This window comes from Desulfomonile tiedjei DSM 6799 (genome assembly GCF_000266945.1).
Classification (GTDB): Bacteria; Desulfobacterota; Desulfomonilia; order Desulfomonilales; family Desulfomonilaceae; genus Desulfomonile; species Desulfomonile tiedjei.
Genome location: NC_018025.1, coordinates 1,730,642 through 1,756,591 on the forward strand (window position 1 = coordinate 1,730,642; position 25,950 = coordinate 1,756,591).

General features: G+C 50.3%; 25 protein-coding genes. 13 read left to right on the forward strand and 12 right to left on the reverse strand.

From position 1 onward, the window contains the following. The first annotated feature begins 47 nt into the window (after nt 1-47). The 4 genes from DESTI_RS07305 (at nt 48) to gcvPB (ending at nt 4,695) form a co-directional block, all read left to right on the forward strand. Nucleotides 48-1,316, forward strand: coding sequence for an aminomethyl transferase family protein (locus tag DESTI_RS07305; protein ID WP_014809321.1), 1,269 nt, complete (start codon nt 48-50; stop codon nt 1,314-1,316). Nucleotides 1,317-1,525: 209 nt separating this feature from the next. After that, complete coding sequence (gene gcvH / locus DESTI_RS07310) at nt 1,526-1,912, forward strand: glycine cleavage system protein GcvH (RefSeq protein ID WP_041286878.1); 387 nt, start codon at nt 1,526-1,528, stop codon at nt 1,910-1,912. Beyond that, nucleotides 1,913-3,244, forward strand: coding sequence for an aminomethyl-transferring glycine dehydrogenase subunit GcvPA (gcvPA, locus tag DESTI_RS07315; protein WP_014809323.1), 1,332 nt, complete (start codon nt 1,913-1,915; stop codon nt 3,242-3,244). Further along, nucleotides 3,241-4,695 (forward strand): aminomethyl-transferring glycine dehydrogenase subunit GcvPB, encoded by a 1,455-nt coding sequence (gene gcvPB, locus DESTI_RS07320; protein ID WP_014809324.1) that lies wholly within the window; start codon nt 3,241-3,243, stop codon nt 4,693-4,695. The genes gcvPA and gcvPB overlap by 4 nt, the downstream gene beginning before the upstream one ends. A gap of 79 nt (nt 4,696-4,774) precedes the next feature. Here gcvPB and DESTI_RS07325 read toward each other — a convergent pair whose 3' ends face one another. Next, entirely contained in the window at nt 4,775-5,662 is an 888-nt protein-coding gene (locus tag DESTI_RS07325; protein WP_014809325.1) for a DMT family transporter, read from the reverse strand. 281 nt (nt 5,663-5,943) lie between these two features. Continuing rightward, nucleotides 5,944-6,747, reverse strand: coding sequence for a DUF3786 domain-containing protein (locus DESTI_RS07330; protein WP_014809326.1), 804 nt, complete (start codon nt 6,745-6,747; stop codon nt 5,944-5,946). 284 nt (nt 6,748-7,031) lie between these two features. Here DESTI_RS07330 and DESTI_RS07335 point away from each other — a divergent pair, with 284 nt between their 5' ends. Next, nucleotides 7,032-7,403 (forward strand): cyclophilin-like fold protein, encoded by a 372-nt coding sequence (locus tag DESTI_RS07335; RefSeq protein ID WP_014809327.1) that lies wholly within the window; start codon nt 7,032-7,034, stop codon nt 7,401-7,403. A 3-nt stretch (nt 7,404-7,406) separates the two neighbouring features. Here DESTI_RS07335 and DESTI_RS07340 read toward each other — a convergent pair whose 3' ends face one another. Beyond that, nucleotides 7,407-8,024 carry a hypothetical protein gene (locus tag DESTI_RS07340; RefSeq protein ID WP_014809328.1) on the reverse strand — a complete coding sequence of 206 codons (618 nt, stop codon included), beginning with the start codon at nt 8,022-8,024 and terminating at the stop codon, nt 7,407-7,409. A gap of 566 nt (nt 8,025-8,590) precedes the next feature. On the opposite strand from DESTI_RS07340, the gene DESTI_RS07345 reads away from it, so the two are divergent. Continuing rightward, nucleotides 8,591-9,478, forward strand: coding sequence for a peptidylprolyl isomerase (locus DESTI_RS07345; protein WP_014809329.1), 888 nt, complete (start codon nt 8,591-8,593; stop codon nt 9,476-9,478). Nucleotides 9,479-9,554: 76 nt separating this feature from the next. Here the strand turns inward: DESTI_RS07345 and DESTI_RS07350 are convergent, their stop codons facing one another. Together DESTI_RS07350 and DESTI_RS07355 are read right to left on the reverse strand one after the other, a co-directional pair. Beyond that, the gene (locus DESTI_RS07350; protein WP_014809330.1) at nt 9,555-10,349 is read right to left on the reverse strand and encodes a hypothetical protein; all 795 of its coding nucleotides are present in this window, start codon (nt 10,347-10,349) and stop codon (nt 9,555-9,557) included. Continuing rightward, complete coding sequence (locus tag DESTI_RS07355; protein ID WP_014809331.1) at nt 10,349-10,888, reverse strand: hypothetical protein; 540 nt, start codon at nt 10,886-10,888, stop codon at nt 10,349-10,351. Before DESTI_RS07355 ends, DESTI_RS07350 begins: the two co-directional genes overlap by 1 nt. Before the next feature lie 1,121 nt (nt 10,889-12,009). Here DESTI_RS07355 and DESTI_RS07365 point away from each other — a divergent pair. The 3 genes from DESTI_RS07365 (at nt 12,010) to DESTI_RS07375 (ending at nt 14,053) form a co-directional block, all read left to right on the forward strand. Further along, complete coding sequence (locus DESTI_RS07365) at nt 12,010-12,783, forward strand: acyl-CoA dehydratase activase (RefSeq protein ID WP_014809333.1); 774 nt, start codon at nt 12,010-12,012, stop codon at nt 12,781-12,783. Nucleotides 12,784-12,815: 32 nt separating this feature from the next. Beyond that, complete coding sequence (gene bzdQ, locus DESTI_RS07370; protein ID WP_014809334.1) at nt 12,816-13,700, forward strand: benzoyl-CoA reductase, bzd-type, subunit Q; 885 nt, start codon at nt 12,816-12,818, stop codon at nt 13,698-13,700. A gap of 62 nt (nt 13,701-13,762) precedes the next feature. Further along, a complete protein-coding gene (locus tag DESTI_RS07375) occupies nt 13,763-14,053 on the forward strand; it encodes a 4Fe-4S dicluster domain-containing protein (RefSeq protein WP_014809335.1) in 291 nt (96 codons plus the stop codon). Between the two features lie 34 nt (nt 14,054-14,087). On the opposite strand, the gene DESTI_RS30650 is transcribed toward DESTI_RS07375, so the two are convergent. Then, complete coding sequence (locus DESTI_RS30650) at nt 14,088-14,327, reverse strand: hypothetical protein (RefSeq protein ID WP_157212117.1); 240 nt, start codon at nt 14,325-14,327, stop codon at nt 14,088-14,090. Nucleotides 14,328-15,025: 698 nt separating this feature from the next. Here DESTI_RS30650 and DESTI_RS07385 point away from each other — a divergent pair. The 4 genes from DESTI_RS07385 (at nt 15,026) to DESTI_RS07400 (ending at nt 19,473) form a co-directional block, all read left to right on the forward strand. Further along, nucleotides 15,026-16,201, forward strand: coding sequence for a thiolase family protein (locus tag DESTI_RS07385; protein WP_014809337.1), 1,176 nt, complete (start codon nt 15,026-15,028; stop codon nt 16,199-16,201). Beyond that, nucleotides 16,198-16,686, forward strand: coding sequence for a Zn-ribbon domain-containing OB-fold protein (locus DESTI_RS07390; RefSeq protein ID WP_014809338.1), 489 nt, complete (start codon nt 16,198-16,200; stop codon nt 16,684-16,686). Before DESTI_RS07385 ends, DESTI_RS07390 begins: the two co-directional genes overlap by 4 nt. Before the next feature lie 228 nt (nt 16,687-16,914). Further along, the gene (oah, locus tag DESTI_RS07395; protein ID WP_014809339.1) at nt 16,915-18,045 is read left to right on the forward strand and encodes a 6-oxocyclohex-1-ene-1-carbonyl-CoA hydratase; all 1,131 of its coding nucleotides are present in this window, start codon (nt 16,915-16,917) and stop codon (nt 18,043-18,045) included. A gap of 648 nt (nt 18,046-18,693) precedes the next feature. Beyond that, complete coding sequence (locus DESTI_RS07400) at nt 18,694-19,473, forward strand: enoyl-CoA hydratase-related protein (protein ID WP_014809340.1); 780 nt, start codon at nt 18,694-18,696, stop codon at nt 19,471-19,473. Nucleotides 19,474-19,587: 114 nt separating this feature from the next. Here the strand turns inward: DESTI_RS07400 and DESTI_RS07405 are convergent, their stop codons facing one another. From DESTI_RS07405 to DESTI_RS07430, 6 genes are all read right to left on the reverse strand, one after another. Next, nucleotides 19,588-19,989 (reverse strand): hypothetical protein, encoded by a 402-nt coding sequence (locus DESTI_RS07405; RefSeq protein WP_014809341.1) that lies wholly within the window; start codon nt 19,987-19,989, stop codon nt 19,588-19,590. 431 nt (nt 19,990-20,420) lie between these two features. Then, on the reverse strand, nt 20,421-20,978 hold the full coding sequence (locus DESTI_RS07410) for a hypothetical protein (RefSeq protein WP_014809342.1): 558 nt from the start codon (nt 20,976-20,978) through the stop codon (nt 20,421-20,423). 76 nt (nt 20,979-21,054) lie between these two features. Then, entirely contained in the window at nt 21,055-22,116 is a 1,062-nt protein-coding gene (locus DESTI_RS07415) for an aminoglycoside phosphotransferase family protein (protein WP_083846659.1), read from the reverse strand. Between the two features lie 287 nt (nt 22,117-22,403). After that, nucleotides 22,404-23,393, reverse strand: coding sequence for a nucleotidyltransferase family protein (locus tag DESTI_RS07420; protein WP_014809344.1), 990 nt, complete (start codon nt 23,391-23,393; stop codon nt 22,404-22,406). Next, entirely contained in the window at nt 23,390-24,493 is a 1,104-nt protein-coding gene (locus tag DESTI_RS07425; RefSeq protein WP_014809345.1) for a D-alanine--D-alanine ligase family protein, read from the reverse strand. The genes DESTI_RS07420 and DESTI_RS07425 overlap by 4 nt, the downstream gene beginning before the upstream one ends. Nucleotides 24,494-24,744: 251 nt before the next feature. Further along, entirely contained in the window at nt 24,745-25,896 is a 1,152-nt protein-coding gene (locus tag DESTI_RS07430; RefSeq protein WP_014809346.1) for an alpha/beta hydrolase, read from the reverse strand. Nucleotides 25,897-25,950: the final 54 nt, after the last annotated feature.

Below are 25,950 nucleotides of genomic sequence, written 5' to 3' on the forward strand. Positions count from 1 at the left end.
AGCAGGCTTCTCATCACAGCTTTTTGACCGCGAGAACACTATCATCCATGAATACCTCACGAAAAACCCTCTTGCATGCATGGCACCTGGCACGCGGCGCGCATATGGCTGAATTCGCTGGTTGGGAGATGCCTCTCTGGTATCCGACCGGCGCGGTGGCAGAGCACAGAGCCGTAGTCACTGCTGCCGGTTTATTCGACACGAGTCATATGGATGCGCTTACCGTAGCAGGTGGGGATGCTTTCGATCTTCTGCAAGAATGCTTTACCCGTGATCTCCGATCATGCGTGGGGAAGGGAAAGCTTCCCCTCTCAGAGGGTGCATGCGTGTACGGAGCATTTCTCACTGAAGAGGGTTGGGTCATTGACGATGCCGTGGTGTACAGAACGGGCCCGGAGGCTTTCTTCATAGTCGTTAACGCCGGAATGGGTCCGAAAATTACCGATCACCTCCAGAGCCGGTTACGCGAAAGAAAAGTGACTGTATCGGACGTGAGCCGGAGCATCGCAAAAATGGATCTTCAGGGACCTGATTCAGCACGTATACTCATGCGTATCCTTGAATCCCCTGAAAACGTGCTGACGAATTTTCAGTACTTCACGTTTCGCGGTTCGTACGACGAATCGGGTTTCTCCGGTCCAAAATTCAGGAAGACACAAGCGCCTGTTCTGGTGTCAAGAACGGGGTATTCAGGGGAACTCGGCTTCGAGCTGCTCGTATCTCCGGAACGGCTGCTCGATGCATGGGAGGAAATCCTGGAACCAGGAGGAGACTTGCCGCTCATTGCATGTGGACTAGCTGCACGGGATTCCTTGAGGACCGGTGCGATGCTCCCGCTTTCGCACCAGGATATCGGTTCCTGGATGTTCATCAATCACCCCTGGGAATTTGCTCTTCCGTTTAATGAAGATAGAAGCGGTTTTACAAAGAGGTTCGTCGGCGATTGTGTGCTGAATGCGAGGGGATCGTCGGATTTCACGTACGCGTTCGCAGGGTTCGATCCTCGGAAAGTCTCCGCCGGGGAGCGCTCAATTGTCCTGGATGAAGCTGAAAACGAAATCGGGATCGTTTTGACCTGTGTCAGTGATATGGCAATTAATCGAGTGAACGAAAGAATCTACAGCATGGCCAGTCCGGGTAAGCCTGACGGGTTCAAGCCTCTGGGACTGAATTGCGGATTCGTGAAAGTACGCGTTCGCTTGCCTACAGGAGCTACAATTTATCTGAGGGACCAGAGAAGGACGATCAAGGCCCAAATCATTGACGAAATTCGACCCGACCGGACTGCCCGTCGCTCTATAAACCGGATGCTATAGGAGGGTATTTATTCAGTTATTCGTGGAAAAATCCCCCCTACCCCCCTTTCTAAAAGGGGGGTAAAGAAGGCGCGTGCAATTCCCCCCTTAATAAAGGGGGGTAGGGGGGATTTAGAAAGTCGGTGGTGTCATAATCACAGGAGAAGATCTTCTCTACCCAGCGTAACTGGACGGTTACATAGGAGGAAATTGTGAAAGCGCTTGAAGAAGTGAATTTGCCGGACAATTTGCGTTATGCAGAGACACATGAATGGGTGAGACTGGACGGGGACATTGCCTTTGTAGGGGTATCGGATTACGCCCAGGACAGCATGGGCGACATCACGTTCGTCGAATTTCCCCAGGTGGGAGATACGCTCCAAAAGGGCGAACAGTTTGGCAGCCTGGAATCGACCAAGGCGGTGTCCGAGCTGTTCATGCCTGTGAGCGGAGAGATCCTCGCTATCAACGAATCTCTGGCTGAATCTCCGGGATTAGTGAATTCAGATCCGTACGGTGAAGGGTGGATCGTACAGGTGAAACCGTCTCATATTGAAGATATGGAATCTCTCGCCGGTGCCGATGCGTACAGAGAAATGCTTGGAGGGCTGGAGTAGATGCGTTATCTCCCCCACACGGAAGAAGATATTGCTTCCATGCTGGAGACCGTGGGAGTCGAACACCTGGAAGATCTTTATAGTACTGTTCCGTCGGGATGCAGGCGTTCAACTCCCTTGAACCTCCCGGAGCCTCTATCGGAATGGGAGCTTGACAACCATATGTCAGGCCTGGCCGCCACAATGGGGGCATCCCCGGAATACACAGTCTTTCTGGGGGCAGGTAATTACGAGCACTTCATTCCGGAATCGGTTCGTTATCTTCTTTCGCGATCTGAATTTGTCACCGCGTACACGCCGTATCAGCCCGAACTGAGTCAAGGCACACTCCAGGCTATTTACGAATATCAGACGTTGGTATCGCGTCTTCTGGGGATGGAGATCGCCAATGCTTCCCTGTACGACGGAGCCTCCGCGTTGGCCGAAGCGCTCCTCATGACGGTGCGAATCACTCATAAAGAAAAAATCGTCATATCCGGAGCAGTTCATCCTGCATACAGGCAGGTGGTACGGACGTACTTCTCTTCAACAGGATATGAAATCATCGAGCTTCCGTACCTGGAAGACGGGAGAACCGATCTCTCTGCTTTACGCGGGATGCAAGACGTGGCAGGAGTGGCCCTGCAATCTCCGAACTTCTTCGGATGCATCGAACAACTCTCTCAAGCTGCAGAAATCACCCATTCATTCGGAGCACTGTTCGTGACGGCATTTTCAGAACCTCTCGCGTACGGGTTATACAAGAATCCCGGAATCCAGGGAGCGGACATTGCATGCGGAGAAGGCCAGAGCATGGGAATTCCCCAGTCGTTCGGAGGTCCCGGACTGGGAATGTTCGCAACCTTCATGAAGCACGTGCGCAGCATTCCCGGAAGACTCGTGGGGTTATCTCGTGACGTTTCGGGCAAAAGGGGATTTGTTCTGACTCTTGCCACCCGAGAGCAGCACATCCGTCGTGAGAAAGCCACATCCAATATTTGTACCAACGGAAGCCTGTGTGCACTCGCAACCGCCACGTACCTGGCATCGTTGGGACGAACCGGCCTTGGGGAACTGGCCAGGTTGAATTTCGACAAATCGGAATACCTCAAAGCGGCGTTACGGTCTGCCGGATTTCGCATACGGTTCTCATCGCCCACGTTCAATGAATTCGTGGTGGAGTTCCCGCCGGGGTTCGATGCCGTGTATGATCGTTTACTGCAAAAGAAGATTATCGCGGGAACGCGTCTGGCTCGTTATTACCCGGAATTGGAAAACTGCTGGCTGCTGTGCGTCACGGAGACAAAAACCCGGGAGCAGATGGACCGGCTGGTGCGGGAGGTGAAAGCGTGAACGGATTTCCCGGTACGTCGGGCTTGATCTTTGATGAGCTTCTCCTCTGGGAAAAAGGCGCGAAAGGCCGGAGGGGAATGAGTCTTCCGCCTCGAGATGTGGACTTAACTTCACCCGACCAAGCACTGGTGGGAGAATTGCCCGATCTTCCCGATTTGAGCGAAATGGACGTGGTGCGGCACTACACGCGGTTATCTCAGTGGAACTTTGGAGTCGATCAGGGAATGTACCCTCTCGGTTCGTGCACCATGAAGTACAATCCCAAAACCAATGAGAAACAGGCAGGCCTCCAGGGATTCGCCGCAGCTCATCCGTTGCTGCCGGATAGCCTGAGCCAGGGCGCGTTTAAGTTGATTCACGATCTGGAACGATTCCTTGCCGAGATCACCTGCATGGATGCAGTCTCCCTCCAACCTGCAGCGGGTGCTCAGGGCGAATTGACCGGAATGCTGATCATTTACGCGTACCACAAAAGCAGGAATTCGAAACGCACAAAGATTATCGTCCCTGATACGGCTCACGGAACCAATCCAGCGAGCGCGGCTTTATGCGGTTTTCAACCCGTAAACGTGAAGTCCGGTGAAAAAGGCATTCTGACGCCGGAAGTCATTGCACAGGTCATGGACGAAAGCGTAGCCGGGATTATGGTGACAAATCCCAATACTCTCGGGCTCTTCGAGGAACACATTATCGAAATATCTGAAATAGTCCATGAGAAGGGCGGGCTGGTTTATTGCGACGGTGCAAACATGAACGCAATCATGGGGATTGCCGATTCGGCAAAGATGGGAATAGACATTCAGCATCTCAATCTTCACAAAACCTTTTCCACGCCCCACGGCAGCGGCGGTCCGGGCTCAGGCCCTGTGTGCGTGAGGAAACATTTAGAGCCCTTCCTGCCTGTTCCACGCATTGCTTTTGAGGAAGGTGTTTACAGGTTATCGGAAGACTTCCCGCAATCCATAGGTAAGCTTCATGCGTTTTACGGCAATTACGGCGTGCTGGTAAAAGCGTACAGCTACGTTCTATCCATGGGACCATTGCTCCAGCGGGCCAGCCAATTGGCTGTACTGAACGCGAATTATATCAAAGAGCTGCTGAAAGACGTGTTTCACTTGGCCTATGACCGCCCGTGCATGCACGAATGCGTGTTTACTGATAAAGAGCAGCACGAGCAGAAAATCAGTACTTTTGAAATAGCCAAACGGCTGATGGACTATGGGTTTCATCCGCCAACCATCTATTTTCCCCTGGTTGTCAGCGGGGCAATAATGATCGAACCCACTGAGACAGAGTCCAAAGAGACCCTGGATTCGTTCGTGCAAGCCATGAAGAGTATCGCTCAGGAGGCTAAAGATCATCCCGAACTGCTGCGAGAAGCGCCCACTAAAACAAAAGTAAAGAGAATGGATGAGACTGCAGCCGCACGGCATCCCTGTCTCACGGGATAAGATGATTACAGAAGCGATTTGCGCTATCAATGGAGATTCTGGTTTTGAGGCAGAATCCACGGCGGGCCGAACAGAGGATTCATTCGGTCGTGGCAAAAATTACGCCGCCCAGGATCAAAATCCCGCTCACCACATGAATTGCATACACGGGTTCCCCAAGCAACAAGAGAGCCTCAGCTCCGCTGAACAGAGGAAGACAATAATAGACAAACGCCGCCCGGGTCGGTCCGATGATTGCCACAGACTGATTCCAGCACAGGTACGCGAGCAGGGACGGTCCTAGTCCCAGGTAGAGCAAGGCAACTACAGTGGAAGGCGAAAACTCAATCAGTCCATGCTGGATTGTTTCCTGGATGAACCATGGAAACGGGAGAAGTAATCCCAGTACGAACAGGGAAAAGAGAAACGTGAGAGGCTGCAGTCCTGCGGGTTTTTTCCGCAAGAGAATGCTGTAAGCGGCAAAGGACGTAGCCTGCCCCAGCATCCAGAGGTCGCCTTCGGAAAAGGTCAATCGACTGAGACTTGAAAACTGCCCTTTCGTTACGAGAAGGATGACTCCGGACGTGGCGGCGACGAGACCCACCACTCTCCGCATGGTAAGTGTGTCGCGAAGGAAAAGGCGAGCAAACAGTATGGTCAAGACCGGCGCAAAAATTGCGATCAGAGACATATTCAAAGCATTGGAGGTAGCTGCAGCAATATAAAGAAATGTATTGGAAGCAGTTACTCCGAGAAACGCCGTTACCACCAAGTAGCCGAGATGTTTCTTCATACCGATCATCTCGCTGCGCAAGGCATTCATTACGAATGGCAGCAATACAATGGAAGCAATTACCGAACGAAGAACAGTCAGGGTCACAGGTGGTACGGTGTCCGCCAGGATTCTGGCAACAATAAAATTACCGGACCAGATGATCATAGCTGCTATAACGAACAGATATCCTTTGACAAACCGATAATTCTGCAAAAGTATCCTCACAACCGATTATAACGACAACACTTTAGTCCGTTCCTATCCGGAAAAGAAGCCTCGATACCGATTCGCTTTTATGAACCCAATTTTGGCCGGAACGGAGGCCGACCATTACCTGTTGATGGTAGGGTCCGGCGTCTCTGCCGGACCTCCCGGTTTCATTAAATTATTGGCGAAATGCGATTTTTTTGGCAGAAGAAACGGAGCGAGAATATCCCTACTAAAGAAGTGTTGCCGAATTGTGCTCTGAGTGTTTCGCCAAAAGACGTGATGGTTCACATGTCATGAGTAATGGCGATTTTCTCGAACATAATCGTCATTCCCGCGGCAAGCCGGTAAATCGATTCTACCGTCAGATTCTCGTCAGCCGTGTCGTCAAAGAAGACGTTGAGCGACGATTCCATACCGCTGTCAGGTCTCCAATAGCAGATCAACATGGGTATTGTGGGCAAAGGATGCAAAATCACCGCGATGTCTGAATTGAAAGCACGAGGTGCACGTTTTGCAGCAAAGATATGAATCATGTGCTCGAAAAGATCCGTATGTGTATCAGCCACTCTCTTGAGCGGTTTTTCACAACGTTGACCGAATAGCGGAGCCCATGCAAGACCATCTTTGAGTTCGCGAAGCGGAACCCAGTTGCCTGTCACCGGTTTACCCGCGCAGGATACTACGTAATTGAGAATCGGTATGGTGATCCATCCGTGGATGTGGCAAACTGACGTGACATTCCCTCGGGTATCGACGTGAAAGTCTTTTCCAAGGGATTTGATAGTCAGCAAGCCGCCCGCGAACGACGCGCCCAATCGTTCTGCTGAAGAAGCCAAGTCAATATGGCTGATTTCCCGTCTCAACTGCTCCAGTGCTTCAGCTTCTCCACGTTCCAAAGTCCTGGAATCGGAATTTGCAACACTGAACATTTCGAGGGCGTTTCTATCCATATGCGGGCAATCTTTTAATCGCTGATCGCCCTTGAATACCGCCGCTGCAAAAGCGAAACAGGTGGGGACACGACAGTCCCGGCAATTGGTACGGGGCAATATTTTGAAGATTTCCATAGCATTTGTCAGTTGGATCATTTATTTGCTCCAATCATCCGTCCATCTCTATACGTATGATGCGACTGATGTGATTGTCCGGCAAATCTCTCAGGGAAAAGGTCTTCACAAGAGAGAATTTTGACCATGTACTGTAGCATAATTTTCCACTTTAGAAAATCCCCTGCAGCTCGCTCATATTCTGTCATCCTCTGCTTGATGAATCCTCTTTTTTATTTTATACGAGCTGCGAAATTGTCTGGATAAATCTCTATAAGGAGCGGCATAATAAAAGCTGAACACAATTTTGCATGGAGGAATGTGCCGTGAAAATTCGTATCATCATCGGTAACATAGTTATGGACGCCGAATTGAACGACTCGCCTACCTCCGAGAAAATAGTGGAGGCCTTGCCTCTTGAGACGTTCTTCAGCACATGGGGAGACGAGATCTATTTTTCCGTTCCTGTCAAGTCTGTCCTCGATGAGACAGCACAACAAGAGGTGCAGATAGGCGATCTGGGGTATTGGCCTTCGGGCAACGCTTTTTGTGTTTTCTTCGGTCCTACTCCCGTGAGCACTGGCGGCAAAATCATCCCCGCTTCCCCGGTAAATATCATTGGTAAGGTGATTGGCGACGCGACGCTGTTCAAGAAGGTCATGGGGGAGAGAACGGTACGAGTCGAATGTAGTCGGTAGCGTTCAGTCCTTGTTCAAAGAAGCTCCTTTTACCGGAGTCAACGCAATTTTCTTTTTCTGGAGAGATTCTGCAGTCGCATAATCCTGTTTCGCGAGATCGGACCGGCTTATGGATTCGTACAGCATTGCTCTGTGCCGATATGCTGTCGCGTTTTCCGGATCGCATAGTATGGCTGCAGAGAAATAAGCATGAGCATCCCTTAAGTAACCTCTCTGCATCAACTCGTTCCCCTTGGCGACATGTTTCTCGGAATTCTGAGCGTTGTTGTCGTAAACGAGTACTTGTTCATTGGAAAACATGCTTTCTCCTGCCTGATTCCAAGCAGTGACGGCGAAGTAGTAGATCTTCTCTTTTTCCATGCCCTGCAGCAGGATAGAACAAGCATCGGAGTTGACGGTACCTCGATATTCGCCTCTCTCGGTTCCCCAGAAAACCGTGTACGTGTGAGCGTCCGGGACACGTTCCCATACCAATTCGATTCCCGCGGGTAATGCCCGTAAGCTTAATTCGGATGGAGGCTTTGGGGCCGTGCCTATTCCTGATTTATCTGTCCCAATACAGGACGAGAGGGCCAGACAAACCAATACGCACAATACTATGTAGGGAATTCTTCTAACCACACCTCATCCCCCTTTCCAAAAAACACATATAATTCGTTTGTAACCATTATGCAAGAATCATTTCACTATGGATACAACTCCTGAATTATGTCGCGGGAATACGAAGTCAGAATTGCATGGGCGAAATTCCTTTGAGACTCATACCGATTCGCTTTTGTTTTTATAGCGATTGCCAAAAATTTTGACGTTTATCCCATGCTCCAACACAAGATACTGGTGGGGACCGGCGTCCCTGCCGGTCCATTCTATCGATATCATTGATCATATTGAAGATGTGCCGGCACGGAGGCACGGCACCCACCAATATTCCTAAGTTTTCAACCGGACACTAATTTTGGCAATTCGTATATAATCTGGCAGGCTTGAGGTATCCTTCGCTCCGGACGACGCAAGGCCGTCTAATCACTCCGCTCAGAACACCTCAGCCTTCGCCATCTTATATGCATAATTGCGAAATGGTATCAGATGATTTGACTTGAAATAGTAAGTATGGTATAAACTCCGACGATACGGAAAATAGTTAGTTATATTTGAATGTTACATAAAAACAAGAAAAGGAGACTTCAGTGTCAAGCAATCACTCTCGGCACATTTGGATTGCAGCAACGTTCATGATGCTTCTGCTGGTGAGCGCTCCGCACTCTTTCGCCCAGACCGACAAAGTCGTGGCAAAGATCGGTAATCAGACCGTAACTGAGTCCGACCTCAAAGAAATCTCGAATGCAGTACCGGAGAAGTTTCGCCACCTGTACCTTACTCCTGAAGGTAGGAAAAAAACCTTGGATTATGTGGTGAACATCTATGTGCTCGCCGCGGAAGCCGAAAGACTGGGGATGGACAAGAAGCCCGAAACTGACAAGCTCCTGCAGTTTACCCGACGAGATCTCCTTGCAAGATTGTACCTCGATCAGATGAGCAAAGATTTGCCCGCACCCACCGATGCGGAAGCCAAAGAATTTTACGAGGCGAATAAGGCCCAATACGCCACTCCCGAAAGTGTCCACCTGCATCACATTCTGGTCTCCTCTGAAAAGGAAGCGAAGGATGCGATGGACAAATTGAAGAAGGGCGAGAAATTCGCGGACCTGGCAAGCCAGATTTCGATCTGCCCGAGCAAGATGAAAGGCGGAAATTTGGAATGGCTGCCCAAAGGAAGCCTGGTGCCGGAAATCGAAGAAGTGGCATTCAGCATGAAGAACGGTCAGATTACAGGACCGGTAAAATCAAAGTTCGGATATCACGTTCTTCTGCTGGAAGATAAAAAGCCGGCCCAGGAAAACAGCTTCGATCAGGTTAAAGAGTACATTCTGGAACAGCTTCGGTTCCAAAAACAACAAGATCATTATGAAAAGATTTCCAATGACTTGCGGAAGAAAATGCAGGTACAAATTAACGATCAGAATTTACCGTCCGGAGTTCCCATTCCGGCAGGCCCGACCTCAGCGCCCAAGTGATGCTTTGAATTCGTACATATAACCCTCAGGGAGGAGACCTTCTTGTGAGAAGTTTTCCTCCCCAGACTTCCTTCTCTTATTCCTCCAACGGAATAAACATCTCCTCCGCTTCTTCGGTAAATTCGCTCATGTCCCCGACCTGCTGCTGAATTCTATCGAAAGCTTCTTCCGCTGTTCGCGTCTTCAGGTCTTCTTCCCGGACCATAATGGAAACGAGTTCATTAAAGTAGTGTTCGTTGGTGAGATATATTCTCATCAGAATGTCGAGAGTCTCTTCATCGCTCACTTCCAGGTCGTCGGGCTTGAGTTCGCCGCGATCCAGCTTGACCATGAAATCCGCGGGAAAAGAGGCTGCATCTTCGTCTTCGGGCTCGCCCGATTTTACGGAGGGCCGGATGATCTTGTCCTGAAACGCGGATGCCACAACTCGAATGTCCAGCCTGGAAAGGAGCTGTGTGAAGGTTGCGTCATCTTCCTCAAGAAAACTTACCATCCAGTGATAGGCCGTTTGGGGGTCTGTTACCCCCTTTGTAGAAAACAGTTCCTGATCCAAATCGAGAATAGCTTGGACCCGTTCCGGATTGACGAGAGACAATACGCCAATATGCGTAGAACTCTGGGATTTCATAATCCTGAAAAGAGTTCTATCCCCGATACCTTCGACAACATCGCGGCTTTTGTCGTCATCCATCAAAAACAGCAGTTCCTGCGCAGATTTCGGATCTTTAAGAGCCTGATGGCTCACGAGCGAAATCTGCTCATCCCGGGGAAGGCTTTCCATGATTTGAGATGCTTCTCTCCGGTCGGTCTTCAAAAGGTCAACAACTCGTTTTCCTCGAGCAGTGACGGGAACAAGGATCGTATCCTGCATTACATCTCCTCGTCTCTCACCCAATGGGGATCTTCAATTGCTCGGACGGTTTCCAACATGGAGTCGTCTCCTCCGAAATCCTCCTCCGTCCATCCCTCATTGGGTGGAGCGTACGATTCTCCGAGATTGAGGACTATACGTCCTTTTTCTCTGCTGATTGCCATCAGTTGGAGGGCTCGGACAAGTGAAAAATGGTTCTCCTCATCGTTACCGTCTCTGATGGAAAAGATCACGTTTCTTAATGTGTTCGCGTGGGCCTTATCCAACTGAATTCCCTTCGTGGCCAGGACAGAATCGAGGGAAGGCGGAATCGAATCGTCCTGAACTGAATTCAGCAGGAATTCCAGCAGCTCCCGTGAAAGCCGGACAAGATGTCGCATGCTGAAGGCCAACGTCACAGCATCCATATCCAACGGATTATTGCTCACCAGTTCAAGGTAGCTCGCTTCTCTTCCGGAATTTTCTGAGCAAAATTCAGTAAAGTTCTGGAAATCCTCGCTTACTTCCGGACTGACATTAATTTCCTGGTCCAATGGCATCGTGAGATCCTCCTGGGAATCCGGGCATTCTAACGATCTACTCTGCGGCTTGCAAGGAGTATGGCCTTACTCATGCATTTCCAACCATGTACAATATATAATTCTAAAGCCATGGCCGACAAGTACTCAATAAATGCTACACACAATTGTGAATCGTCAAGCGACAGCTTGCCGCTTTCATTCAGGAATGGAACGCTTTGAGAGTTCTTTTGACAGATGTTTGCAGTAGCGAACCCGGCGAGCACCTTCGTTGAAAGATGAAAGATCGGGAAACACAAGCCCTGAGGCTCTGACTCCTTAGGATTTAATCAACTTCATTCGTGGAATTGCGAGCCGAATAAGACTTATATAAGAGATGGAATGGACAATTGCGGGCGGCTTTTATTTGGGCTCGACAACAGAGCCAACATTTTCTGCAGAATCTTCCGCGATAACGTGACAGAGCCTGTTGTGCGTGCGATTATTACTATAGCAGTTGCCAAAATTAATGTCCGATTGAGGATCGGAGTATTGGTGGGTGCCGGCCTCCGTGCCGGCACATCTTCAATATGATCCATGATATCGATAGAATGGACCGGCAGGGAGAGACTGTCTCAAAAATCGAAAGTCATCCCGGACCGTGGCACGAAATTCCCATCATCTTCCCGGCCTGATTGTAAGGGCGGACCTGCGTGTCCGCCCAAATGAGGGCAGACACATAGGTCTGCCCCTACCAGGGATGGAGAATCGTGGCACGATGTTTTGTGCCTTCGAGATTTTTGAGGCACTTTCGGGACGCCGGCCCCTACTAATATCTTGTACTGGAGCGTGGGATAAACGTCAGAATTTTTGCCAATCGCTATAAGCGTATCGATCCATCTCGCGTCGAGAAGGGCATATTTGAGAAACGACAATAGAAAGCACCATTCAGGAAAAAACTGCGCCGGAATGAAAACCTCTTGACAATACAACAGTATAAGTTATATTCAGCTTAGAAGCGATGCCAAATACCAGTCAAGTTTCAAACCCGAACCGGCATCAAGAGAAAAACTGGTTTTGGACGCTATTATCCTGCTTGCGGAAGAGCCTACGAAGGTTTGAGCGCGAGTACCACACGGCCGACAGGGGAAGTAGGTTTCCATATGATCACTGCAGGGATTGACTGTGGTGCAAAGAACACTAAGACGGTCATTCTGAAAGACGGACGGATAGTCGGAAAAGGTATGGTTCTCACCGGTTTCGAGCAGGCAGCGGCTATCAAAGAATCACTGCAGATTGCGCTAAAAGAAGCCGGGATTAATGAATACGATTTGAAAAGAATTGGCGGGACCGGTTCCGGCGCAAATGCCATTGTACAAGCAAACTTCAGAGTCAACGATATTAAAGCCATAGTTACGGCAGCACACTTCTTTTTTCCTGATTCCCGGACTGTTGTCGATGTTGGAGCCGAAGAAAGTCGCGCAGTGAAATGCGACGAAAATGGCGCAGTCGTGGATTTTGCGATCAACGAAAAATGTGCGGCAGGAGCAGGCGCATTCATCGAAGCCATGGGGAGAGCTCTCGAGACACCGCTGGAGGAAATGGGGAATCTCGCCTTTTCTTCAGACAATCCCATTCCCATGAATGCTCAGTGCGCCATCTTTGCTGAATCCGAAGTGGTGGGCCTTATACACGCGAAAGTAGAGAAAAGAGACATTTGCAGGGCAATTCTCGATGCAATGGCAAGCCGGATCGCGTCCATGATCAGGCGCATCGGCGCGAATCCCGATATTGTCATGCTCGGTGGCGTTGCTTGTAATCCCGGATTCGTTACTGCCCTGAAGAGAGACCTGAACATCGATAGCGTGTACGTTCCGGAATTGCCGGAATATGGCGCTGCCGTGGGAGCTGCTGTTGCCGCTGCAGAAGCCAAATAGAGCATGTCGAAACCCTTGTGACGGATATACGGATGGCCGACGAGAACACACAAGAATTCTGGAAATGGCAGGAAACCAATTGGGTGAATCCCTGTATCAATTGGGAGAACGGCCGGTGCATTACTGTCGGAATCGATGTGGGTTCGGTGAGTTCCCAGGCGGTAGTCATGGTTGACGGCGAAATGTTTGCATACGGGAACATGAGAACCGGGTCCAACAGTCCCGACAGTGCTCGAAACGCTTTACGGTTTGCTCTGGAGAAAACCTCGCTCACGGAAGAGAAGATACATTATCTGATAGGAACCGGGTACGGTCGTGTCAATGTTCCCATGGCCGATAGAACCGTCACGGAAATCGCATGCCACGCAAAAGGCGCAAATTTCTTCTACGGACCCAGTGTGCGCACGGTTCTGGATGTCGGGGGACAGGATATCAAGGTCATTCGCTGCGACGAAAAAGGCAAGGTCACGAATTTTCTCATGAATGACAAATGTGCCGCAGGAACGGGCCGCGGAATGGAAGTCTTTTCGGATTTGCTTTCCGTTCCCATTGGCGATGTGGGAAGACGTTCCTTTGAAGTAGATGGAGAACCGCCGCCGGTTTCCAGTACCTGTGTAGTGTACGCCAAATCCGAGGCAACCGGGTTGTTGCGTAAGGGTTTGAGTACGAATGAAGTTCTCGCTGCCTACTGTTCCGCGATGGCTAATCGCATTTATTCTCTCCTGGAACGGGTGGGCGTGGAACCGGAATTCGCTGTCACCGGCGGAATGGCAAAGAACCAGGGAGTCATCGGAAGGCTTACCAGGAAGCTGGGTTTGGAACCTCTGAAAACGAAATGGGATACTCAATTGGCAGGTGCTGCCGGTGCGGCCCTGTTTGGCTATGCCCTCTGCCGACAAGGTAAGGGACGGAAGTAGTATCGGCCGGTTGCCGGGTTGATTGTCAGCGATCGACGAACTGTTCCGGACAGAGACATAGAATGAAGGCGAATTACGGCTACAGTGACGCTTCAGGAGATTACTTCATCACCATTGATACGGACAAGTGCGATGGATGCGGTGAGTGCGTGAGCGCCTGTCCTGCCGGGGTCTTTCAGGTCGTTGACTGCGATCCCAACGATCCTATGAATGAAGAGCCGGTTGTCACGGTGATTCCTGACAAAGAAAAGAAGATTAAGTATGAATGCGGTCCGTGCAAGCCATTCACGAACACGCCGTCTTTACCCTGTGTGCAAGTCTGCACACACTGTGCGATTGCATTCTCCTGGTGACCTTGTGAAAGAAGAGAGAAATATCGTCTCGCGTTTAGAAAAACAGTGCTCGTGCAGCATTGAAAGAGACGGGTTCCTGCGGAATCGAAGCCGCGTTCTTCTCGATTCGGACGCTCTCCAGGGACCCATCCTGTCTATTCATAATGATGAATATGGCGGACAGCGGAAGATCGGGAAACAAGGATTTGTTCCCTGCATTGCACGGCGTCCTGCGGGGATTGATAGTCCTTGGCATTTGGGATATAGAGAGAATGGAAAGGCGGATGAGTTCCACAGAGGTATTCCCTTCGGGGGTGCTTCGTCGTATGTGCATCCGTTCGTGCGAATCGGTTTGCGCGGAAAAGTCGATACCCTATCCATTCGTGCTTTGAAATGTTCGACTGCAGACGACGAAAGTACGATCTTCGGCTGCTTATGTAGCCGATGAGTCTGTCGCTCGAATACATCCTCGTATTTACAGCCGACGACGTCGAGAAAGTTCCTGATTCTGAAAGAGCTTTCAGACCGGATGGACTGTGAAGTCCATTAGCGGGCAACAAGAATCGAGAACTTCTCATCGAGCCCTTGAAACCTGTAAGCATGCACAATTCTTTGTTCAGGAAGAAGGCAACATGTTTTCCGTCCGGGAAAGCAAACACGTAAAGCAGCGTCTTGAAAGCACGCTGTAATTCGGAGCAGTGGAGGTGAGGAAGAAGCAAGCACGACGAATCGGAGTTCCGTCCGGACACTGTGTCACATCTGCGCTCGAGTCGCGATCCCTGTGAAAGCCGGGATTCGGATTTCTGCATTCGCAGGGATCGCGAGATCAATCGAACGCATGTTTTGGCACCACTACTAATACCGATTTGCTTTCAAAGTTAGACGAAAAATCCCCTCTTACCCCCTTTTATTAAAGGGGGGAATGGGGGGATTTTGAACGCAAATTGGTGTTAACGAGATTTACCCGAATAGGAACGGGAGGTACAGAAGACTATGGAACGTAACGTGTGCATCGTTGCCGGAGGAATGTCCAAGTGGGGCGTCAGAGACGGCAGCCAGAGGGATTTTTTTCAGGAGGCCGCAAAAGCCTGTTACGAAGACAGCCCTCAAGTGAACCCGAAAGACATTGATGGTTTACTGGTTGCATCCGCGTACACTGAACGGACTTCCTATCAAACCCATCTCGCACCACTGGTCGCAGAATACGTGGGCATAAAGCCGAAGAACATCTGTGCACGAGTGGAATTGCTGTGCGCGAGCGGCAGCTCGGCGATTATCCTGGCGTTCGCCATGATCAAGTCCGGCCAGGCGGACGTCGTCATGGTCGCCGGGGGCGAGAAACTCTATACCCCTCAAAAATGGGAAATATTCTACAGTGAGCTTGCTTCCGTAGACCACGACTGGGATGGCTCACAGGGATTGGGACTTCCTCCGCCCGTTTTCGCGATGGTGGCAAAACAGCACTTCAAGCAGTATGGGACCAAGAAAGAGCACCTGGGCATGATTTCCGTCAAGAATCGACGGAATGCCGCAAAAAACCCCAAGGCGCAGTTTCAAACACCCGTGACCATGGAAGAAGTCATGTCGGGCAAGATGATTGTCTCTCCTTTGACTCTTTACGATTGCTGCCCAATCACTGACGGTGCTGCAGCCGTAATCCTGGCTTCCGAAGAAAAAGCCAAAGAAATGACAGACAAGCCTCTGGTATATATCCGTGGAACAGGACAGGCCTCCGTGAACAACATGTCCGCGAATATGCCCAACTGGACAACATGGGAAGCTCTGAAAATAGCCGGACAACAGGCGTACAAGAAATCGAAAGTGGAGCCCAAGGACGTTGACGTGGCAATGACGCACGATTGTTTCACCATTTCCGAGATCATTGAAATGGAAGACCTGGGGTTCTGCAAGAAAGGTGAGGGCGGCTTCTTCGTAGCGGACGGACAGAATGATTTCGGTGGAAAGATTCCGACCAATACGGACGGCGGTCTCCTTGGCTGCGGTCACCCGTTCGGAGGAACCGGCATTCGTCAGGGAATCGAAGTTATGAAGCAACTGCGTGGGGACGCGACTCAGCAGGTTCCGGGAGCAACGATCGGCCTTACTCACAACCTGAGCGGTTTCATTGCCGCACACACAGTTATTATCTACGGCAAGGAGGTCGCATGAGCACGCCCGGAATTTCCGTACTCACCGGAAAATACATGGTAACTATGGATCTGTTTCCGCAGCAGTCCAAAGAATTCAATCAAATGCATCCATTCTACGAGCACCTCAAAGAAGGGCGCTTGACCACGACAAAATGCAAAGCTTGTGGATCTGAGCCCTTTCCTCCGAGGTTGATGTGTCCGGACTGCTACAGCACCGACATGGAATGGATTGACTGGCCGCTCACGGCTACAGTCATAGACGTTACCGAAGAGATGGTGGGCGTTCCCCTGGGTTTCGGAAAGCCTCCGTTAATTCATGCACTGATCGATCTTCAAGGTAAGAAGACCTTTTTTGCACGTATCATCAATTGCAAGGAAGGCGAGTTGAAGTCCGGCGATCAGGTAAAGCTGTCGGTATTTGAAGTAGACCCGGTTCCCCAGGAAGTAGGGCGGAATGTAGTTGAAATGCCGCGTGTTTTCTATGCCTTTGAACCGGTCAAATAAAGACTGATACCAATTTGCATTCAAAATCCCCCACTTCCCCCCTTAGTAAAGGGGGGGTAGAGGGGATTTTTCGTCCAACTTTGAAAGCAAATTGGTATGAACCACTATCGGCCGGGTTCCTGACAGAACCCGGCCTCACCAACAATCGATTCATCTCGTTTCGCAAGAAACATAACACCGCTTCAAGCGGCTCCGAATATCGAAATCTTACACTCAGGAGGAGCAAATATGGCATTAGAATGGTTGCCAAGGGACAATGAAATAAAGGATCACATACTCATTGGTTCCGAACACTGGGGAAGCGAAGCTCCTTGCACGGTTTACGAGAAAAAACCTCTTACCGACCCGAACGGCAATCCGGTGGAAGGGCTCTATGTAGCCTGGATCAGACTCAATAACCCCCAACAGTATAATTCCTACACTACCGAAATGGTGAAAGGCGTTATCGCAGGATTTACGGCTGCCAGCCAGGATCGGTCCGTTGTTGCCGCAGTGTTTACCGGGACGGGCGACAGAGCTTTCTGCACGGGCGGAAACACGAGAGAGTACGCAGAATACTATGCGAGAAGGCCTCATGAGTACGGCGAGTACATGGATTTGTTTAACGGCATGGTGGATTCGATTCTGAATTGCAAGAAACCGGTCATTTGCCGTGTGAACGGAATGCGAGTGGCTGGAGGACAGGAAATCGGAATGGCTTGCGATATTGCCGTCTCCAGCGATCTGGCCATTTACGGTCAGGCAGGCGCACGCCATGGTTCGAGTCCTGATGGTGGGTCGACAGACTTTCTGCCCTGGTTCCTTTCCATGGAAGACGCCATGTGGAACTGCGTGAGCTGCGAGCTTTGGAGCGCCTACAAGATGAAGGCCAAGAACCTGATCTCCAAAGTAATTCCCGTGCTCAAAAAGGACGGCAAGTTCATCCGGAATCCTCTCATCATCACCGACGAATACGTGAAAGACGGCGAGATCGTCTACGGAGAATTCAAGACCGGCGCCGCTGCAAAAGAAGCACGTGAAATGATGAAAGATATTCCCATCGATTTCGAACTCCTGGACAAGGAAGTCAGTCGGATAGTATGGACTTTTGCCAATTTGTTCCCCGGTTGCCTTATCAAAGCTATTGACGGGATTCGCGCAAAGAAAAAATTCTTCTGGGATCAATCAAAGCTCCCCAACCGTCATTGGCTCATGGCCAACATGGGGTATGAGGCATTCCTTGGATTCAACGCGTTCAATACCAAGAAGCTAACCGGCAAGGACGTGATCGATTTTATCAAGTTGCGTCAGCTCATAGCTCAGGGGTCTCCGATGAACGCGAATACCTATGCTGAGGTATTTGCGAAACCGCAAGAGTAGCGTCGGACAAACCGATATATGCATTTCAGCGTGTCTAAGGGCGCATCAACTGCTGGTCGTCCGGCCCACGCAGGTAGGAGACGGTGTCTTATACCAATTTGCATTCAAAATCCCCCCATTCCCCCCTTTATAAAGGGGGGGTAGAGGGGATTTCGTCTAACTTTGAAAGCAAATTGGTATTATACGAATTGCCAAAACTAATGTCCGACTGAAGATTAAGAATATTGGTGGGTGCCGGCCTCTGTGCCGGCACATCTTCCATTTGATCGATGCTACCGATGGAATGACCGGCAGAGAGAAAGTGTCTCAAAACCGCATTGACATCAGAATCGTGCCACGGTTCTCCATCCCTGTAGGGACAGATGGCGTAGCCAATGTAGGATGCGGTGAACCCGCGATCCGCCCGGGTTCACCGCATCAGTCGAGGTATTTCTCGACCGCTTCGCTCATCACATCCTACGCGAGGTGAATATCGTTCAAGACCGAACTACTACCATTTCGCATTATGCACATAACGTAGCGAAAGCCGGGGTGTCCTGAGCGGAGTGATTAGACGGCTTTGCGTCGTCCGGAGCGAAGGATGTCCCCGGCCTTCCAGATCATGAAAAGAAAAAGCGAATAGGTACAATTCCTTAGAAGGGAACTGCTATGGATTACAAGCTTATCAAATGTGAAAAACTATTTGACGGCGCAGTGTTCAAAGTTGTCCTGAATGCTCCCAAGGCGAATATCCTCGAAGCCGCCATGCTGGGAGAAATATCTTGCGCACTTGACGGTCTCTGCAGCGAAAAGGATTTGAAGCTGATCGTATTTGAAGGGGAAGGAAAACACTTTTCCTTCGGGGCGAGCGTCCCGGAGCATACCAAAGAGAATGCGGCAATGATGCTCAAAGCATTTCATGGCGTATTCTTCCAGTTAGTTCGTTTGTCTGTGCCGGTCATGGCCATTGTGAGAGGCCAGTGTCTCGGAGGCGGAATGGAGTTGGCTCTGTTCTGCAATTTCATCGTTGCTGACGGCAGCGCCATGTTCGGCCAGCCTGAGATCATGCTCGGGGTTTTCCCTCCTCCTGCTTCTGTCATGTTGACTCGCAAAGTAGGCCAAACCTATGCGGATGATATGGTGCTGACCGGACGTTCGGTTAGTGCCGCAGAAGCCCAGAAAATGGGTCTGATCACGTTGCTTGCCGAAGAAGGTCAGGATGCGTGGGAGACTGCTTCACAATGGATTGAAAAGCATATTCTCCCCAAGAGTGCAGAATCGCTCCGCATTGCAAATAGAGCAGTAAGAATGGATTTCTTCAGAGCTGTCATGGAAGATTTTCCCAGAATGGAAGGGCTCTACCTGAAGGACCTCATGGAATCACACGATGCCAACGAAGGCATAACGGCTTTCATCGAAAAGAGAAAACCGGTCTGGCAGAATCGTTAAAGCTTTGGGAGGAACTTCTTGTAAGAAGTTCCTCCTAAAACCCCACCTCAAGAACTTCTAACACTTGATGACTGAAGTTGAATCAAGAATTGCGCGAACATATACAGATCGATATCACTTTTCATCGGACGGAAGTTTGAATCCGGTGGACACGCCGGTGTTCCCAACCGGTGTCCTGCTTTCACGGTCGAAAATACGAACACCCCGCCTGTACAGACACGTCTTGTAAACGATATTATCCCGGCGAAGCCTCACGACAAGGCGCTGGTTCGGGCATCGTCCGTGATTCTCCGACTCGCACGCTCGGCCCTTCCCCCGGTCAGGACAGGGTTCCACGATATTCACAACACGCCAGCTTTCACCCGGTTCGCAAAACCTGTCGTTCAGACCGTCTTTATCTGCAAGGAATCTCAGGCCGACGAGATTCCGTATTACCGAGCCGATTCTAACACCCTTGAAAATATTTATGCGGCTATTGCATGTCGGGCAAAGGATGTACGATCTCCCAACGGGCACCTTTCCGTCCGGGAGTTTAGACGTTGTTCCACATTGTGTGCATTTTAGTTTCACTTTTTAAAAGTAGCGCACTGAATAAAAGGCTGCAACATCTTTTCTCATTATCATGCGGTTTTTTGGAGCTTTTATGCTCATGAGAGAGATTTCGCAGGCAAATGTTGTGACTACACCGCGAATTCTGTACTGATTCTCCTAGGAGATTCTTTTCACGCTCATCGCTTTCAGAGCGAATCAGTGTTATTCCTTGGCATCACGAACATCCGTGTTCATTCCCTTGACCGGCAACAATTCTGAGTTCCTCTTTTTGAGGAAAAAATAAAGATTTGGACAGGTGTTAAGAGTTTTTGGGAAGGGTTTGGGGAACCTTTTTTGCAAAAAAGGTTCCCCAATTCTTACTTCTGCTCCGCCCGCCCGGGCCGTTAATTTTTGTTTCAGGTTGGGACCAGTTGTGGTGGCTGTCCTTCCGACGTCGGAGGAACCACGAGGAACACCGCCTGGCTCTCGGTAGCTCCTGAGCACGTCTTCGTAGTGTTTTCCGCCTGGTTTGGAATGCTAGAACCCAGAACTTCGCCATCCATCTGTTTTCGCATGCCCTGCAAATCGGATATGAGCGAATTTGTCGTATCGATCTGTGCTTCAATATCTGAGCATGCTTTCTGAACAAGATCGCTCCAGTCTCTTTGGACCGCTACAACTGCCTGATTGGTTTCATATTTCTCATCTGACAATTTGTCCCGGAATCGGTCGAGAACCTCGAGCTGACGCTTCAATTCTTCTTCTGACCTTCTCAATTGTTCTCCTACGCGGATTTTGGCCAAAACCACCTCATTTTCGGCTTTTTCCCGAGCTTCCCGTATCTTCTCTATCTGAGCCTCAATTTGAGTTTTCGTATCCTGAATTCTGTTTTCGACTCCGGATTGTTGTGCGAAAACCGAGGTACCCGCGAATACCCAAAAAATACTGCATGCCACGAACAGGAATCTTCTCATGTTCCCAACTCCAGCGTAAATGCTGCGAACGCTGTGGCAAGATATATCAAAAATATGAAATAATTACAAGAAATTCTTAATGTAAATCGTCAAGAAGATGCGGCGCTGTGGCGGGGTCGACGATATGGTCTTCCAACACCTGCCTGAACGTCGCAAATTCAGCATATTTGGCAAGATTCCGTGCCACATGCAGGCCCGTGCGAGGTATTGCGGAGAGGTAGCGATCGGAGTTGCGTACCCATGACTGGTAACCGAACGTTCCGAGCGCTTTTATGTTGCGCTGCAAGGACATGATGTCAAAAATATATCTGAATCGAATCGGATCGGGATCACTGACAGAATCTGTATAACGGCTGATGAGGGTCTCTATCAGATCCTCAGGGAGAGATATGTACGAATCGCGCAATAGTGAAGCCAGGTCATACTGAGCCGGTCCCATTCTCGCATCCTGAAAATCGATCATGAACAGCCGATCCTCGTGGAGAATGAGATTTCGTGAATGGAAATCGCGGTGGGCAAAAATGCGCGGCTCCCGTGCAAGGTTTTGGCAAATATTCAGGAAAAACGATTCGAGAGTTTTCAGTGCGGCCGGTGATGGCTGAAGGCGTGCGAAACCAATCACAAAATGCTCCAGAAAGAAATGCATTTCCTGCATCAATTTCTCTTCGTCAAAAGCGAGACTGTAAGCACGGCAACCGGGGTCCGGAGTCTCCGTAGCAGATCGCATGCGTACCAGCAGGTCCACCGCATCGCTGTACAATCGGGAAATGTCATCGCTGGAAGCGTTTTCGACAACAGATTCCAGCAGCTCGTCCCCCAGATCCTGCAAAAGGAGAGCGCTTTCTTCCTTGCTGTACGCGAGAATCGAAGGAACAGGGAGTCCTCTGCTCTCGAGGAATCGACTCAGCTCGATGAAAGCAGCTTCTTCATTGGCTCCTGCAGTTGCCTGCAGCATGGCGATGACCGTCTGACCCGTCGGGTAGGCCACCCTGAAATATGTCCTTGTGGACGCATCTCCCGCGAGCTGAACGATTCCCGATGGTTCGGGCCGATCTCGTAGCACTGAGTAAAGCCGTTTTCGTGTTTCTTCAGTCAATCCGTACGAATTCATCTCGGATGCCGCCATGTGTAGCTTCATTTTCGGATCATACTTCCTGGTCACAGGTTATACCGATTCGCTTTTCTTTTTATAATCTGGCAGGCTGGAGGTATCCTTCGCTCCGGACGACGCAAAGCCGTCTAATCACTCCGCTCAGAACACCTCAGCCTGCGCTATCTTATATGCATAATTGCGAAATGGTATTATACCCGTTCTTTGCCGGTCCCGGCAAATCTCCTTCGCTACGAACGGCGCGGCCTGACTTCGCTTCGGAGACATGCCGGGCCGGATTTACTAGACGTTACTTCTTTGAACGCACATTGACACTAAGCAGAAATGTCCAGGTCACCGAATCTCGTAACGATTTTGTTGCGGACATCATTTCTGAGAACGACACCCGAGCCCGCGATGCAGTTGTGCACGTGAGTTTTTTCCGTGACCTCGACATCTTCCCAGAGGATTGAGTTTTCCACCACAGATTCCGAACGGACGAGGCAACCTTCCCCTGCAGTAGAAAAGGGACCGAATGTTGCTGATTCCTCGATTCTGGCTTCCGGGGAAACGCACGTATAAGGAATTTTCGTTTGATTGACGCGCAGCCTGGTCCGCATGTTCAGGAGATCTCGCTGTGCTTCCAGGTACCGCTGGGGACTGCCAACATCGTTCCAATAACCACTCACGGGAAAACCGAGTACCTTTGCTCCTCGCTTGATCGCTTCCGGATAAACCTGCTCGTTTATTTCGTACGGCATAGCATGAGGAATAAATTGAAAAATTTCAGGTTCGAGAATGTGAATTCCCGTGAAGACATACGCTTCAGGCAGTGCATTTCCCATCCTGCTGATATGTGGGAAATTCAGGAGATTGCCATCGGCATCGATCCGCACCGGAAAATACCTGGGAGGAGAGGGCTGAGGAAACATCAACAAGGTCGCAAGCGCACCGTGCTCCTTGTGAAATGCGAACGCTTCGCGAAACGAGAAATCTATGACGATGTCCCCATTGACCATGAGGAACGTGTTATTATCGAAGAAAGCTTCATTCGCTTTCAGAGGGCCGGCTGTGCCGAGAATTTCCGGTTCATGCGCAAAAGAAACAGGCATATTCAGACCGGGCCCGCGCTCGAAGATCTGTTCGATGGAGTGCGGCAGGTGGTGAAGGTTTAACCGGAATTCATCAACACCCTGAGACATCAGGTTTTCGAGCAGCCAGAATAAGAGGGGTTTTCCCAATAGGGGGATGGTCGGTTTGGCTCGTTCCAGAGTAAGGGGTCTCAACCTGGTGCCGAGACCGGCAGTGAGGATCAAGGACTTCATACAGGCTTCCTGTCAGTCCTGATGGTCAGTTTTTCGCGATGCCTTTCCTGAGCCAGTCCGACAAGTCTGTCCACGAGCTGTGCGTATGGCAGACCCGTAGCCTCCCAGAGCTTCGGATACATGCTAATGGAGGTAAAGCCGGGCAGGGTGTTGATTTCATTTACCACAACCTGATTGTCCGGCGTGAGAAACATATCCACTCGCCCCAGCCCCGAACCATCAACCGCTCTGAATGCAGTTATTGCAGCTTCCTGCGCTTTTTGCAGCATACCTGCGGGGAGTTCCGCGGGGATCACGAGCTCCGCTGTATCTTTGAGGTATTTCTCTTCATAATCGTAGAAAGAACTGTGAGATATGACTTCACCAGCAACGCTTGCTTTGGGATGGTCATTGCCAAGAACGCTCACTTCCAGTTCGCGTCCTTCAATACCGTCTTCCACCAGGATTTTTCTGTCGTATGAAGCAGCCAGGTTAACAGCGGCTTCGAATCCGGAAGGATCCGAAACCTTGCTGATTCCCACAGACGACCCAAGATTTGCAGGTTTGACGAACAGAGGAAAATGCGCGGATTTCAACTTTGCAGTGATTTTGTCAGGATCGCTCTCCCATTCAGCGCGAAAAAACCAGAAATAAGGTCCGATGTTCAGCCCGTTTTCTCGGAATGCTTTTTTCATCAAAATCTTGTCCATGCCTACTGCTGAAGCAAGAACACCGCAGCCCACGTACGGCATGTGCGCCATTTCCAGGAGTCCCTGAATGGTTCCGTCTTCACCGTACGTCCCGTGGAGCACTGGAAAAACCAGATCCACATGCATCGGCTGAATGCCAGATTCTCCGTCCACTTTCAGGAAACCTCTGTGCTGCGGGTCCGGAGAAAAAATGAGTCGGTTTGATCGAGCCGGACTCACCGAGGGATCGAATGAAGCAGCCTCTGCGGGCATGCTGTACCAGGAACCCTGTTGCGTGATCAGAATCGGAAGAGGATCGTATTTGGATCTGTCCATTGCGTCGAAGATAGATCTCGCGGAACGCAACGAGACTTCATGTTCCGCAGACTGTCCTCCGTAGACCAGGGCTATGCGCAATCGTGGGTTCTGCATGGAGCCTCCCTAGAAAAGGCATTGCGGGCTGCATACCACATCCGGTGTTGTCGTTCAAGTGCAACGCTTACGTGAAAAACTGCATTTATTGTCAGTGCTGAAAATTTTGTCGTTCACTTGGCGTGTGAATTATAGGTATTGGTAGGGACCGGCGTCTCTGCCGGTCCATCTTTGCGATATCATTTATTAATATTGAAAATGTGCCGGCACGGAGGCCGGCACCCACCAATACTCTGTTTCTGAATCGGACGTTAGATTTGGCACTGACTATGACTGCTCGCAACAGTACTGTCTGCATGTTGCTGCAGAAGTTCACCATCGTTTTCCTGAATCCAGCCGGTGATGCGAGGAAACACTTCCTTGTCCGACCGTTTTCCGACCAACAGGTCCATGTGGCCGTAATCTTCCATGCATCCCGTTTCTTTCCCCATCACCATGCATTCACGCCTTCCTCCGGGGTGTTCCGGCGCGCAAACCTGGGGACTGATGGCTTTGGGAGCCATGAGATCCTGGGAGCCTGCAATAAAAAGAATTGAAGCAGGAGACCGGTCGAGCCCGTCGAAATAGGACTTTCCGTTTTCAGGCGCACATTTGCCCATTTCGATATATCTGCCGAACGTGAGCCAGATTTTATTGGAGGTGACCAATTCTGAAGCCAACGCTACGACTTTTCTGGCAATCTCGGGGTGTATATTCGGAGGATGGAAGAGTCCCAGGAGGCTTCTCCCAATGGAGTGGGATATTGGCAGCAGGACTCTGCCGAAGAACGGCAAAGGAGAAATGGGAAGCCATGCATACAGAGGTCTGATTGCCAAGAGAAGATCGATTGAACGATTGCGCATTCCGGAAAAATCCACCGGAGACCCCAATGTGACAACCGATTCGATCCGAGCAGACGGAGTCGCCGCAAGATGAGCCAGTATCAACATCCCTCCCATGCTGTGTCCCACCCAGTGCACTTTGGAAGCTCCGGTTTTCTCCAGTACGAAATCGATAATTGCCGGGACATCATTCTCCAGGTGATCGCAAAATTCCCAGTCGTAGGGAACGTCAGAAAAGAATACCTTCGGCCCTGCACTCATGCCTGAGCCTCTCAATTCGGCCGACCAGACGTCGAACCCCTGGTTCTTCAGGAAGACAGCAAGAGATGCTGTCCCGGGAAGATCGAAGGCATATCTGTTGGAACTCAGGCCGTGACACAATATAACCGGAAGAGCACCGGACTGCCGGACAGGTCGGTACCGATGGACACTGATCTTCCAGCCGTCTCTTGCTTCAAAGAAGAATGTTTCATCCTGTGATGACGGAGCAGAGTAGTACCAGTTCCACCAGTATCCGTTCGCTATGAGCAGGCCGACCAGGATGAGTATGGCAAAAACCGCAGTTAACAAGAATTCAACCATGCAAGCTCCAGGGGGAACGGCGAGGCGTTCCTTTGAATATGCGGATCACGTATC

Coding starts and splice junctions, on each gene's coding strand:
- DESTI_RS07415 (WP_083846659.1), bottom strand. CDS start 22,116: ATGAAGCTACACATGGCGGCATCCGAGATGAATTCGTACGGATTGACT.
- DESTI_RS07430 (WP_014809346.1), bottom strand. CDS start 25,896: ATGGTTGAATTCTTGTTAACTGCGGTTTTTGCCATACTCATCCTGGTC.
- oah (WP_014809339.1), top strand. CDS start 16,915: ATGGCATTAGAATGGTTGCCAAGGGACAATGAAATAAAGGATCACATA.
- bzdQ (WP_014809334.1), top strand. CDS start 12,816: ATGGCCGACGAGAACACACAAGAATTCTGGAAATGGCAGGAAACCAAT.
- DESTI_RS07385 (WP_014809337.1), top strand. CDS start 15,026: ATGGAACGTAACGTGTGCATCGTTGCCGGAGGAATGTCCAAGTGGGGC.
- DESTI_RS07355 (WP_014809331.1), bottom strand. CDS start 10,888: ATGCCATTGGACCAGGAAATTAATGTCAGTCCGGAAGTAAGCGAGGAT.
- DESTI_RS07350 (WP_014809330.1), bottom strand. CDS start 10,349: ATGCAGGATACGATCCTTGTTCCCGTCACTGCTCGAGGAAAACGAGTT.
- DESTI_RS07305 (WP_014809321.1), top strand. CDS start 48: ATGAATACCTCACGAAAAACCCTCTTGCATGCATGGCACCTGGCACGC.
- DESTI_RS07420 (WP_014809344.1), bottom strand. CDS start 23,393: ATGAAGTCCTTGATCCTCACTGCCGGTCTCGGCACCAGGTTGAGACCC.
- DESTI_RS07365 (WP_014809333.1), top strand. CDS start 12,010: ATGATCACTGCAGGGATTGACTGTGGTGCAAAGAACACTAAGACGGTC.
- DESTI_RS07390 (WP_014809338.1), top strand. CDS start 16,198: ATGAGCACGCCCGGAATTTCCGTACTCACCGGAAAATACATGGTAACT.
- DESTI_RS07425 (WP_014809345.1), bottom strand. CDS start 24,493: ATGCAGAACCCACGATTGCGCATAGCCCTGGTCTACGGAGGACAGTCT.
- DESTI_RS07375 (WP_014809335.1), top strand. CDS start 13,763: ATGAAGGCGAATTACGGCTACAGTGACGCTTCAGGAGATTACTTCATC.
- DESTI_RS07410 (WP_014809342.1), bottom strand. CDS start 20,978: ATGAGAAGATTCCTGTTCGTGGCATGCAGTATTTTTTGGGTATTCGCG.
- DESTI_RS07330 (WP_014809326.1), bottom strand. CDS start 6,747: ATGATCCAACTGACAAATGCTATGGAAATCTTCAAAATATTGCCCCGT.
- DESTI_RS07400 (WP_014809340.1), top strand. CDS start 18,694: ATGGATTACAAGCTTATCAAATGTGAAAAACTATTTGACGGCGCAGTG.
- gcvPA (WP_014809323.1), top strand. CDS start 1,913: ATGCGTTATCTCCCCCACACGGAAGAAGATATTGCTTCCATGCTGGAG.